The 13274-nt window shown below is 53.8% G+C and carries 8 protein-coding genes; 6 read left to right on the top strand and 2 right to left on the bottom strand.

The window, feature by feature from the left end; translation table 11 throughout:
• Positions 1-4 precede the first annotated feature (4 nt).
• The 6 genes from EG028_RS23345 (at position 5) to EG028_RS23320 (ending at position 7865) form a co-directional block, all read left to right on the top strand.
• Positions 5-727: a DUF3823 domain-containing protein gene (locus tag EG028_RS23345; RefSeq protein WP_162946614.1), complete on the top strand. Its 723-nt coding sequence runs from the start codon at positions 5-7 to the stop codon at positions 725-727.
• Positions 728-798: 71 nt separating this feature from the next.
• Positions 799-2076: a glycoside hydrolase family 71/99-like protein gene (locus tag EG028_RS23340; RefSeq protein ID WP_120518753.1), complete on the top strand. Its 1278-nt coding sequence runs from the start codon at positions 799-801 to the stop codon at positions 2074-2076.
• 12 nt (positions 2077-2088) lie between these two features.
• On the top strand, positions 2089-4320 hold the full coding sequence (locus EG028_RS23335; RefSeq protein ID WP_241559204.1) for a GH92 family glycosyl hydrolase: 2232 nt from the start codon (positions 2089-2091) through the stop codon (positions 4318-4320).
• A 17-nt stretch (positions 4321-4337) separates the two neighbouring features.
• Positions 4338-6356 (top strand): alginate lyase family protein, encoded by a 2019-nt coding sequence (locus tag EG028_RS23330; protein ID WP_120518755.1) that lies wholly within the window; start codon positions 4338-4340, stop codon positions 6354-6356.
• Positions 6353-7570, top strand: coding sequence for an alpha/beta hydrolase family protein (locus EG028_RS23325; RefSeq protein ID WP_120518756.1), 1218 nt, complete (start codon positions 6353-6355; stop codon positions 7568-7570). The genes EG028_RS23330 and EG028_RS23325 overlap by 4 nt, the downstream gene beginning before the upstream one ends.
• A 61-nt stretch (positions 7571-7631) precedes the next feature.
• Positions 7632-7865, top strand: a complete 234-nt coding sequence (locus tag EG028_RS23320; RefSeq protein ID WP_120518757.1) for a hypothetical protein — start codon at positions 7632-7634, stop codon at positions 7863-7865.
• A 248-nt stretch (positions 7866-8113) separates the two neighbouring features.
• On the opposite strand, the gene EG028_RS23315 is transcribed toward EG028_RS23320, so the two are convergent.
• Positions 8114-10354, bottom strand: a complete 2241-nt coding sequence (locus EG028_RS23315) for a DUF4838 domain-containing protein (RefSeq protein ID WP_185096829.1) — start codon at positions 10352-10354, stop codon at positions 8114-8116.
• Between the two features lie 8 nt (positions 10355-10362).
• Positions 10363-13233, bottom strand: coding sequence for a tetratricopeptide repeat protein (locus EG028_RS23310; RefSeq protein WP_162946615.1), 2871 nt, complete (start codon positions 13231-13233; stop codon positions 10363-10365).
• Between the last annotated feature and the right edge of the window lie 41 nt (positions 13234-13274).

The following is a 13274-nucleotide window of genomic DNA, read 5'->3' as shown; positions in this document are numbered from 1 at the left end:
CGTAATGAAAAAGATACTTTATAGCCTGTTATGCGTTGCCGCTATCGTTTCCAGCGGCGCCTGCAAAAAAGATAACTACGCACTGCCGGACGCCACGCTGGAAGGCTCACTGAACGACGGAAAGGGCAGTATGCAGCTGGAGCAGGGCGGAGGCAGCGTGCGCATCAAGCTGGACGAGCTGAGCTGGAGCGCCACGCCCATCCCTATGTTCCTCAACTTCCGGCAGGACGGCAGTTATATCAATACCAAACTTTTCCCGGGCCAATACCGCGTGACACCGGTAGAAGGTCCTTTTTATCCCATAGACAGCGCGGACATTAAGATCGTGGATCTTCGCTCAGGAGGCAGCACCCGTGCCGATTTTAACGTAGTGCCTTATGTGAACGTGGAGTGGGTGACGCCCCCGTCTGTAACCGCGGACAAAAAGGTGACCGCCACTTTCCGCTTCACCCGCACCACGCCGCCTCCGGGTAAAACGCAGCCCGCCCTGCTGGATTACCAGATGTTCATTTCCACAACGCAATACGTGGGTAACAACAACTGGGACAATACCGTGATAGGCGCCGCGCAGGCCGCACCCGGCAAGGAAGCGACAGACGTGGTGATCAAGTCCACCGCTCCCATGAAATACGCAACCACTTATTACATAAGGGTAGGCGTAAGGGTGAACGACAGTTTCAAAAAATATAACTACACCACTATCAGCACTGTCACGGTTGCGCCGTGATAACGCTTGTACCGGGGCCGGGTTCTCGCGGGCCCGCCCCGGTTTTCTTTTTATTATAAACGGATTCATGCATGAGCACTCTCAATAAAAAGCTAAGCGTGCTGCTGGCGGCCGTATGCATATGCGGCACAGCCACCGCGCAGCAGAAACACAGCAGGACATCGAATTATAAAAGTTATAAAGGCCTCGTGATGGCGGGTTACCAGGGATGGTTCAATACCCCTGAAGACGGTGCCAACCGCAACTGGAACCACTGGGTGGCCAAAGGCCAGCTGGAGCCGGGAAACATCAAAGTGGATCTCTGGCCGGAAACAAAAGAATACGGGAAGACATACAAAACGCCTTTCGTCCATGAAGATGGAAGCCCCGCTTATTTATTCAGTTCCTACGATGCTTCTACGGTAAACCTGCACTTCAAATGGATGAAGGACTATGACGTGGATGGCTTGTTTGTGCAGCGTTTCGTAGGGCAGGTGAGGGGAGGAGCGAACCGGCATCACAACAACCGGGTGATGCACCATGCGCTGGAAGCCTCCAAAAAATACAACCGCGCCATAGCAGTGATGTACGATCTTTCCGGGATGCGGGACAGTGTGGACGTGCCCATGCTGATCAACGACTGGAAGAACCTGGTGGACAGCCTGCATATGACAGACGGCGGCGATAAACAAACCTACCTCTACCATCGCGGCAAGCCACTGGTAGCTTTATGGGGCGTGGGCTTTTCCGGGAGGAACTACACTCTCCGCAGCATCGAACGGCTGATGAACTTCCTGCAAAACGACCCGGTGTACGGTGGATGCGCGGTCCTGCTGGGCGTGCCCGCGTACTGGCGCGACCTGGCCAAAGACGCGGCGAACGACCCGCACCTGCATGATGTGCTCAAAAGGGCGGACATCGTTCATCCCTGGGCCGTAGGCAGGTTTAAGACCGAAGAAGAATACGCAACCTACCTGCAACAGGTAAAAGGTGACATCGCCTGGTGCCGTGAAAACAAAGTGGATTACGTGCCCGTCGTGTTCCCGGGCTTCAGCTGGACGAACATGTACCCGCGTTTCCCGCTGAACCAGATACCGAGGAACAACGGCTCTTTTTATTGGAAACAGATTTCCGGTGCGATAGGCGCGGGCGCTGAAATGCTCTACGTCGCTATGTTCGACGAAGTAGACGAAGCCACCGCCATCTTCAAACTATCCAAAAACCCGCCTGTAGGCAAAAGCCCGTTTGTAAAACTGGCCGATGACGAACCTTCCGACCACTACCTGCAGCTCACCGGCTACGCGGCAAAGATGCTGCGAAAGGAAGTGCCATTCCGTGAACAGATCCCCGCCGCCAAACCGGGAAAATAAAATAACATGTGTATGTTTTTAAAAACCGCAATAAAGAGCCTGTTGCTGCTGGCTGTTATCAATCCGGCGTGCGCGCAGAAGCTCACCGGCTACGTGGACCCTTACATCGGGTCCGGCGGGCACGGGCATGTGTTTGTAGGTGCCAATGTACCCTTTGGCGCTGTGCAGGCCGGGCCCATGAACTATTATAAAGGCTGGGACTGGCTCTCGGGATATAACTATACAGACAGTACGCTCATCGGCTTTACCCACCTGCACCTGAGCGGCACCGGCATCGGCGATCTCGGGGATGTGCTCATCATGCCATTTACCGGCAGCATCCGCACGGGCAAAAGCAAGCAGGAGACTTACCGGCAGGGTTATGGTTCGAAGTATGTGCATGAGCATGAAAAAGTAAAGCCGGGATATTACGCCGTAAAGCTGGAAGATCACGGTATTGACGCGGAGCTGACGGCCACCGAAAGGGTCGGTTACCAACGCTACCGCTTCCCGCAGGGCAAAGATGCGCATGTGATCATTGACCTGAAAGAAGGCATGCAGGACAAAAGTTATGAAACCTATATCGAACAAACGGATGCGGTAACGCTGAAAGGATACCGTTATTCACGCGGCTGGGCAAAGGACCAGCGGGTGTATTTTGCTGTCCGTTTATCCCGCCCTATGGACAAATTTGCGGTGTATGAAGAGGACTCTTTGCTCACAGGCAACAAGGCGCAGGGCGTATCCATCAAAGGGCTGATCAGTTTTAATACACCGCCGGAGATACTGGAACTGAAAGTGGGGCTGTCTCCCGTTAGCGCGGACAATGCGCTGGCGAACATCGAAGCGGAAATACCCGGCTGGAACTTTGATGAAATAGCCCGGCAGGCTGATGATAAGTGGGAGAAAGAATTATCTGTTATCAGTATCAGGACCAAAGACGAAGCGCAGAAACGCATCTTTTATACCGCGCTGTATCACACCATGATCAACCCCAGCCTGTTCAACGATCACGACAAAAGCTACAGGGGCGCGGACAAAAAGGTGGTGGAGAAAGCCGGGTTCGATCATTATTCCGTGTTTTCCCTTTGGGATACTTACAGGGCGGTGCACCCGCTTTATACGCTTACACAGCCGCAACGCGTGAATGAGATGGTTAACTCCATGCTGGCCATTTACGACCAGCAGGGCAAGCTGCCCATCTGGCACCTGGTGGGCTGGGAAACCGGCACCATGGTGGGTATCAGCAGCGTGCAGGTGATCGCGGAAGCATACCTGAAAGGTTACCGGGGCTTTGATGCGGATCGCGCCTGGAACGCCATAAAAGCAACGTTGATGTCCGATACGCTGGGCCTGGGTTACGTCCGTGATTTAAAACCTATTCCTTCAGATGTGAAGATCTTCCGCCCGGTGGCCCGCGCCCTGGAATACGCCATTGGCGACGGCAGCGTGGCCCTCATGGCCCAGGCAATGGGCAAAAAAGAAGAGGCGGAATACTTCAGTAAAAGAGCAAAAAACTACAAACTGTATTACGACCCGGCCACGATGTTCATCCGCGGCAAGATGGCGGACGGCAGCTGGAACCCGGTGTTTGATCCCGTAAAATCGTACCGCCCCTGGGCCTCTGATTATGCGGAAGGCAATTCCTGGCAATATCTTTGGCTGGCCCCGCAGGATGTGCATGGGCTGAAAGATATGCTGGGCGGCGAAAAGATGTTCCTCAACAAACTGGATACCTTCTTTACCCTTGAGCCCCCGCCCGATCCGCAGGCGCTGATAGACCTTACCGGCGGTATCGGGCAGTATGCGCATGGAAACGAACCGAGTCACCATATTGCTTACCTGTACGCTTACGGCGGGCAGCAGTGGAAAACGGCGGAGAGAGTGCGGCAGATCATGACGGAGTTTTACCACGACAAACCCGATGGCATTATCGGCAACGAGGATTGCGGGCAGATGTCCGCCTGGTATATTTTTTCCTCCCTCGGCTTTTACCCTGTATTCCCGGCCGGTGGCGCCTACGTGATCGGCAGCCCGCTGTTCGACGAAGCGGTGATCCATTTGCCTGAAGGCCGTGATTTTAAAGTGACCGTGAGCAACAACAGCGCGGAGAACAAATACGTGCAGGAAGTGTACATGCGGGGAAAGAAGTATGAAAAGAGTTACATCCTTCATAGCGATATCATGAAAGGAGGAGAGATGAAGATCGTGATGGGCGGCAAACCGAACCATGCCTTTGGTGCAAAAGCCGCCAACAGGCCCTGAACCCAATAATTCCACTTATGAAAAGAATATTGACCGTATTGCTCCTGCTGTTGGCAGGCGCTTCGTTTGCACAGAAGGCCGGAAAACCTTTTGTGCATCCCGGTATGATGCAGAACCGGGAAGACCTCGAATATATGAAGCAGCAAGTCCTTTCGGGTAAACAGCCCTGGAAGGACGCGTTTGCCAAGCTGAAACAACGCACATCCACTGACTTTAAACCGGAACCGCGCGCCCACATCTCCGTAGGGCCATATGGCGCGAACAGCAGCGGCGGAAGAGAATTGTCCGCCAGCGCCAATGCGGTATATAATCACGCGCTGATGTGGTACATCACCGGCGATAAAACGTATGCTGCAAAATCGATTGAGATACTGAACGCCTGGGCTTACACGCTTTGGGATTTTGATGATAACAACGCCAAACTGAGCGTGGCGCTCACCGCATATTATTTCCTGAACGCCGCGGAAATAATGAAATATACAGCGTCTGGCTGGCAAGCTAAGGATATCGATCAGTTCAAACGTATGATGCTGACGGTGTATTATCCCACCGTAAAGGATTTTTTCACAGAAGCCAATGGCAACTGGGATGCCGCCATCATTAATACCTTGCTGTGCATCGGCGTATTCACGGACAACCGTGAGATATACGACGCGGCGGTGGAGAGGTATTACCGTGGCCCGGGCAATTCCGGGATCACGAAATACATCTATCCAAACGGGCAGATACAGGAAACCACGCGCGACTGGGATCATGTGCAGTTGGGCATTGGCGAGTTCGCCAAAGCGGCGCAGGTAGCCTGGACGCAGGGAGAGGATTTTTACGGAGCGGCCGGTAACAGGCTGGCATTGGGTTTTGAATATACCTCGAAATTTATGCTGGGAGGGGAAGTGCCTGTGTACGGCATCCTGTCTCACCGTGCAAAAGAACGGTACCGCGATATTTACGAAAGCATTTACCATCACTATCACGAAGTGAAGGGGCTGGATATGCCTTTTACAAAAAGAGTGATGACAGAACATACCCGCAAGGATTCCTCGCTGGATGTACTGACGGCCATCCGCGCGCCGATGAAACGGCAGCCGGGCAAAACGAAGTTCCTTCCCTATGCTGACCTGCGCGGCGCTTTGGAGACGCCCACAGCGGAAGCTCCCGCATCGTCGGTGCTCATTGCTCCGGGCGGCAACATCCAGGAAGCATTGGATGCCGCTGCCGGCACCGGTAAATGGGTGGTGCTGGACAAAGGTGTGCACGTACTGAAAGCGCCTTTAAAGATGCGCAGCGGCGTAACACTGGCGGGCAAAGGCAATGTATCCATCCTGGTGCTCTCACCAGAACTGAGAACAAGAACCATCGTAAATGCGGACACCACACTGCACGATGTGACCATCCGGGACCTGCTGATAGAAGGGGCGGTGAACCCGGTGCCCAATACAGACCCGAATGCGGACCGGAGGAACCGGTCTTACATGAGCGCTCCCAGCCGCGAAGGCATTCTTTTCCAGGCGGAGCGTGAAGGACAGCTGCGCAATATTAGTCTTGTCCGTCTCACGGTACAGAACTTCACCAAAAACGGCGTGTCCGTACGCGGCGCGGTAAACGTGACCGTGGATAATTGCGATTTCAGTGACAACGGCGCTTCCGTGGTGCCGGGCGCCGGTTTTCATCACAACCTTCACCTGGCCCATGTGCAAGGCATTGCTGTTAAAAACAGCCGTTTCGATACATCGCCCTGGGGTAGCGGCATGGACCTCTCTTTCTGTTCGGATGCTGTCATTAAAGGCAATGAAACCGCGAGGAACAAACTTTCCGGCATACACTGCACCGAAAGCAAAAACGTTATTGTCAAAGGAAACCTAGCCGAAGGGAACGACGAAAACGGCATCAGGCTGGATGCGTGGATGGATGGCGTGAAGGGCTTTACTGTGCAGGATAATAAGGCGCAGTACAACGGAAAGGAAGGTATTTATATCAGTCAACCTGCTGCAGGCAGGCTCAGTAAAAATTCAGAACAAGGCAACGGCATCAAAAAATGAAACAGCTTTTTCTTTTCCTGCAATTACTCTGGTTAGTGCCGGCAAAGGGGCAGGACCCATTCAAGGCCTATCTATCCAGCGTTCCGGAAATCGCGACCGTCATCAGCGACACGCTCACCGGTGAAGGCGCGGAAGCGATCGTTACCCGCAAGATCACTTTCCGTTCCAGGAACGGCGCGAACAGGGTGTATGCTGTGATGGCATTCCCGCGTACGGAAGGTAAATACCCCGGTATGCTTTTCCTGCATGGAGGCGGCAGCCGCGCGGAGGATATGCTTGACCGCGTGCAGGAATACGCCCGCCGCGGTTATGTAGCGCTGGCGCCGGACCTGCCTGGTATTTGCGGCAATGGTAAAACTCCGTATTCCACTGGCGCATGGAAAAGCCGCCCCGGCGGTGAAGCGCCCCGTTTCGATCTTACGAACGGACCGGAAAGCAGCACCTTAACGGACGCGATCGTTGCGGGCCTGGAGGCATTTAATCTTCTGCGCTGCCGCCCCGACGTGGATGTATCGCATATGGGCATTACGGGTTTTTCCTGGGGCGGATATTCCACGACGATGCTCTCCGGCCTGCTGGGCAACAAAGTACAGGCGGCTTATTCCGTATTTGGAAGCGGGTATTACGAGCTGGGCTCTTTCTGGAAAGAGATCATCGCCAGACTCCCCGAAGCGGACCGCAAAGCCTGGCTGCAATACTTCGACGCCGGCCGCCGCGCACAGCACATCAAAGCGCCGTTTTTTATGGAAGCAGCTTCCAACGACACCTTTTTCTGGCCAGAAGCCGTTATGGCTACGCTTGGCCGGATCAAAGGCACTAAGAACCTCGTATGGGGGCCAAACATCAATCACAAACAGATACCGGGCGGCAGTAAAATGCAGGAGCTTTATTTCGACTATTACCTCAAAGGTAAAGGCCAACCCTTCGGAAGGGTGGAAGCAGCCCGTAAATCGCCCGAAAATGTGGAAATAGTGGTGCATATGCCACAGGGTATCAGGGCAGATTCGGTCATGCTCTATTACAGCGAACCTTCCGCCAGCTGGCAGGACAGGAACTGGATAGCGGTGCCTGCGGAGAAGACAGGTGAGAAATTTAATGCAGTGATTCCCGCCGCGGTGGCAGGGAAAGAAATTTATTTCTTTGGATATGCGAGGGATTCAAGGGGTGTGGCGCTGGCCAGTTTGATGTATGGGCCTGGGCTTAAGCAGGAATGATTCTTTATGACAGTAATGGCATGGCACGGTTTTTCGTCCGTTTTATTCAAAATACCCTATCATGACAGACAAAGAAAAACTGGAAAAGAAGGCGGAAGAAGAAGCAAAAAAACAAGGCGCATCCATCCAGCCTGACCCTGAAACCCTGGGTCCGGATCCGCAGGAGAAGATGGAAGGGCCTGTTTCTTCCATTGTTAAAAATATCGCTGAAGCGGGAGACGAAGAAGAGATGGACGAAGAGGACATAGATGAAGCAAAGGACATAGAAAAAAGAGAAGAAAAGGACAAAAAATAACTAAAAAGACCGCGATGTATCACGACATCGCGGTCTTTTTTTATTGATGATAAAAGTCGCCGTTGGTTGCCGCAGATAGTTTTTTATAGGTCCGGACATTCAATAACTGAATGGCTTTTTTATCCGGGCGGTCAGTTTGCAAGCCGGAGATATACAGGTTGTCCACATCGTCCGCGATCACAGGTATGCGCGGGTCAGCTGCCAGTGATCGGAGCAAAATATTATGCAGGTCGAGGGAGTTGGAATGACTAATTCACAAAGATCTCATCACAACAAACCGCTGGTTTTTTGTCGTTACCTCTCCATGCCGGCATCTGCGGCAAACAGTGCGCCGTTACCCTCACAAATCTTGCATTCGCCCGGGCCGCGAGTTTATATGTTTCCACATGCGCGCTGAAATCTTCTTCCGCTACGGCTCCAACGGCCTGCCGGGCAGCCGGTTGAAAGGATTGCCCGTCCGTGGACACTTCAATAATAATCGCTGTGGGGAGGAAAATATTATGCCTTGCATCCTGTAAAAAATTGAGCTGAATGCCACCGATCTTTTGCGCCTGCCCGAGATCGATAGTAGCCACCAGATCATTGCCGTAGGTGTACAGCCAGTTCAATGAAAAATCTTTTCCGCCCGTAAGCCCGTCTGTAAGCGTCGCTTCTTTTTTTGCGGTGTATTCCGGCGTAAAGGGATGCAAAAGCGTTACCTTTTTACGAAAGGCTAGGCTGGGAAGCCAGGGCCGGGCCAGCAACTGTTCCCATTCCTGCCCGTACGCTTCCGGACTGAGGCCGCCTTCCGCAAGCTCCGTTACACCGGCTTTCTGCGCCTGCTGTACAAATCTTTTTACTCTTTCCGCCCATTTCGGGTTCGGCACAAAACTATTACCGGACGGCACGAGGTAACCGTATTTTTCTGTTCCATACAGCCGAGACTGCTGCAATACGGTGTATTCCAGCGGAAGCCGCGCCTTGTAGACCTTTTCCGCCAGCGCGGTATTATCCCCCGCGGCTTTTTCGGCCTGGTCGAGTAAAGTGGAGTATTCATCGATGGCAGCGGGGGAGAGATAGTCCGTATGATTGTTTACCGGGCTGCCGTAAATGTCCAGCGGTACTTTGGCGGATTGAAGGTTACGCGCGAGCGCCTGGAGGTACTTTGTGATAAAAGGTGCGGCCGGACCGTAGTAGCCGTTCATGAAATCGCTGAAAGTGTTATCTATGCCTGCTTTCGGCTGCCACAATATTTTCGCCTGCAAATATGCATTCAGTTCCGCCATGTCCGAATAAGTAGCGCCGCTGCCCTGGGAAAATACACCGCTCACGCCATTGTCCGCAAAATATTGCAGGTTCTGCTGTAGCAGGAAATAGTCCGGGAAGGGCGCGAGGTAATTGGTGAACTGCGTGGTATAGTCCCAGATGAAGATGCTGGCGGAAACTTTTTTCCAGTCCGCGAGCGCCTTGCGGAAAACAGCAGCGGAAGGAGCACTGGCCAGGGGCTGGTTACGGTAAGCGTCTATGCTGCTGAGCATGATGATCACATTGGCGGCCGGACGCGTGCGGGCCGGTGGTTGCAGCGTGTAGGTGTACGCCAGCGTGGTGAATTGCTGAGCCGGGAATTGTGCGGCCACCCGGTTTACAAAACGGATCAGTGAGCCGGAATGACTGCCTTCTTCCTTGTCTGCCAGGCTGCATCGGTCGCAGGTACAATAGCCCGTGCCGTCTTCGGGTGAAATGCTCCAGTAAATGGCATCAGGATTGTCTGCAATGGCTTTGCGGAAATAGTCCGTTACGATCCGGAATACCTGATCGTTGCTCAGGCATAGCTGGGAAGCCTGCCGTTTGCCGTTCACCAGTGCGTAATATTCGGGATGCCCGGAAAAGTATTGTCCGGGCGGTACTAGTTTAAAAAAAGAATGCCCCCAAAGCCCCCAGAGATCTTCAAAGCTGTGCAGTTTGTGCCATTCCTGGTATTCCGCATCCAGCGGGGCGGGGTAGTAGGTTTCGCGGTAAACGAATTGTGGTTCCTGCTGGTCTGTGATCAGCGGCCGTATTCCGATCGTTTTTTTTGAAGGAGTGCATGCGGGCCCGGCGGCGTATTTGCGGCATCCAAAATATTGTTCCAGCAGGGTGTATACGCCATACACTACACCCTTGCCGCTTCCGCCGCGGATGTACAGGTGTTTGTCATCTGTGGCAATCAGGAATCCTTCTCCTTTGATCTTCTCCTCACCGAATTTTTCGGTGTGCCCCGTATTGCCGATAAAGATGGCGGCATCGCCTTCGCGGTAAGCATTTTCACTGACCTGGCGGAATGTGGCGCCTGACATTTTCGTAAGATGATCCCGCAATATGCCCGCAGCACGTTTTTCAGCGGGCGTGGCTTCGGCAGGCAGTACGATCTGGTGACGGGCTTTACCATTCTCCACCAGCACAATGTCTTTGGCCGAATTGCAGCCTGGGTGAAGGAAAAGCATGAGCGTACAAAAGAAAGTGTTTATCATGTTTTCCATTAGAATTTACGTTGTACCGTGATATAGATATCGTATTGATTCTGGAACTGGTTATCCCCGATCTTTTGATTGATCCATGTGCCGAAGAGCCCCAGCGTGGTGCGGTAACGGATCGTTTTCTGGTATCCCGCCGCGATGCTGCGGGTAAGCAGGCCTGTTAGCTCCGGGAACTGTACCAGGCGGCTGCGGTCATCCGGCGAGGTGCCCAGCCCGGCTATGAGGGCGAGGTAATCCTGCCGCCTGTTCATGTAATACCGGGTAGTAAGGTTAAACGAGGTGTTAAAATCCCCTTCCTCGCTGATAAAATAGGCGCGCAGGTTCACCCAGAAATCTCCGAACGGTTTGGCGATGGAGGTGACGCCGGTAACGGAGTTTGTACTGTCTGTCATAAGATAACGGGCGCCCAGTTCTCCTTCAATTTCATGATTGAACGTTTTGAAGATGGAGTAGGCAAGCCGCAGCTGCGGGAATACGATCTTGTTGCCATAGGCGGCCAGTGCGTAGGAGTACAGGCTTTTGCTGTGCGTGTAATACAGTTCGGCTTCGCCCATCAGCCCGGTCCCTTCTTCCCGCCCGGCATAGTTGGCCCTTGCGGCCCAGGAACCTTTTTTAAAGAAACGGCGGTATTCAACGGTGGCAATATTGTAATTGCTGCTGGCGTAATCGTAATTGGAATTGAGGTAAAACAGGCCGAACTGGTTTTTCAGCCCTTTAGATGCCATAAGGTCCGCATAATCTTTGTTGTCCGCCGAGGGAAACCGCCTTGCCAGCGTATCCGCGGCACGCGCAGCGGCTTCGTAGTCCTGGAGGCCCTCCAGGTTCAGCGCGCGCCGTTGTAGGAAGTTTTCACTTTCCGGGTAATACCTGAGCGCTTCGTTGGCGTACACCAGCGCGCTATCATAAGACTTCCGCGCATACAGGATGTTCATGCTGTTCAGCAGCGCGAGGGAATCTTTTTTATCGATCGCCAGCGCCTGCTGAAATATGGGGAAAGCACTGTCCGGCCGGTTATTCCGCCAATGAGCGAGCGCTTCCGCCACCAGTCCTTCCACGTAGGCGGTGCGGTATTTTACGGTGTAGGGGTAACGTTGCATCAGCTGGTAGTTGATGGTATTGGCGTCTGCATATCGTTTCATATCCGTGTACACGGAGGCTTTTTTGAGCAACATTTCTTTGTTGTCCGGTTGTAGCCGCAGGGCAATGTCCGCGTAATAGATAGCGCTGTCGTATTGCTGCCTGGCGGATTCCAGGTTCACCAGGTAGTTGAGCGCTTCCATGTTATCCGGGTCATTGTCCAGCACGAGGGAAAACTGGCCTTTGGCCAGCGTGTATTCTTCCGCCTGCATAAATTGCCGGCCGGCGGTGAGGTGCATGTCTGTGATGAGGTCCGTGTATCGGTGATTGCCGGGGAACCGCGTCTGTAAGCTCCTGGCAATATCCGCCGCTTCGTCGTACTGCCCGGTTTCCGCCAGCACGGATGCTTTTTTCATGAGGAAACGTGCGTTCGAAGGATGGGCCGCCAGCGCGGAGTTGAGCACGTCCAGCGCGCGGGGGTAATCTTTTTGGGTGATGTAGGTATTGGCCGTCATATCCAGCGCCGCGGTATCCGAGGGGCTTTCGCGGAGGGCGCTTTCAAATTCGGCAAGGGCGAGGTCGTATTGTTGCTGGGCAAGGTAATCGCGGCCGGAGGCTACTCTCAGGGCGATGTACCGCTGGCGTTTTTCGGCGGAGGGTGCGCTGCGCAGCAGCTTTTCAGCAAGTATCGCCGCCTCACCGAATTTGCGGTCGCTTTCCAGCACGTCCAGTTTGAGGGACTGAAGGCGCTGGTCGCCCGGGCTGCTTTTCAGGCCTGTGTTGATCCAGGCGAGCGCTTCGCGGTAGGCGCCACGCGCCAGGCTGATGCCTATTACTTTATCCAGCGCTTCCCTGTTACCGGGATTTTTTTCCAATATACCGGTGTACAACATATATGGATCGGTATTGGTATACCAGGAAGCGGCTTCCATGCGCAGCGAAAGGTCCAGGCCGCGTGCTTTGGCGTCGCCGGGGTGGTTTTTGAGAACCTGTTGCAATACGTTCAGGGCTTCCGGGTAGTTGTGCATATCCTGGAGCAGGCCCAGTTTGCGCATCAGCAGGTCGTACGAGCCGGGATTGCCCGCCAGCTCGCTGTTCACCTGTTCCAGCGCGCGTTCATAGCTGCCGCTTTTCAGGTGCATGTTCATAATGGAACTGCTGGCTTCCTGGTTGCCCGGCTGCATGGCGAGCGCTTTTTCGTAATGCTGCTCTGCCAGCGAAGGGATGCCGCGCTGGCGGTAGAAGTGGCCGGCCATCAGGTAGTGGCCCACATAGGCTTTGCGTACGGAAGTGTCACCGGTGAATTTTTCCAGCAGGTCTTCCGCATACACGTTGCCACTCTGGAAACGTTCGGTCACGTCCAGGATGCCCAGTTTTTTCAGCATAAATTCTTTATCGCCCGGGAATTGTTTCAACGCGTCATTCACATATTTTTCCGCCTGGGCATATTGCCGGGTCAGCATTTCGATATTCACCGCGTACAGGTAGGCATCGCGGTAGTTAGGGCTTTTTTTGATCACTTTGTGCACATACATCCGGGCGGCGGGATAGTTGTTCGTGAGCATATACAGGCGGCCGAGCAGCAGCTCCTGGTCGGTAAAGTCGGGCCGTATCTTCAGTGCCTGCTGGCTAAGGGCGATGGCTTTCTGGTATTGCCCGGCGCGGGTAGCCTGCACGGCCTCGGCGTATAGCTCGTCCGCATCTTTGTTCTTTTTGGTGTTGAATATCTGCGCCTGCACCCCGGCGGCGAGGCAAAGCAAAAGTGCTGTAAGTATGCAGCTGACCGTTCTTTTCATCCGTACAAAAGGTGTTTTAAAAGGTCTGATGGAACCCCGCT

Source organism: Chitinophaga barathri (assembly GCF_003807585.1).
GTDB lineage: Bacteria > Bacteroidota > Bacteroidia > Chitinophagales > Chitinophagaceae > Chitinophaga > Chitinophaga barathri.
The sequence above is the reverse complement of the archived record's forward strand: the minus strand, read 5'-3'. Positions and strand labels throughout refer to the sequence as shown.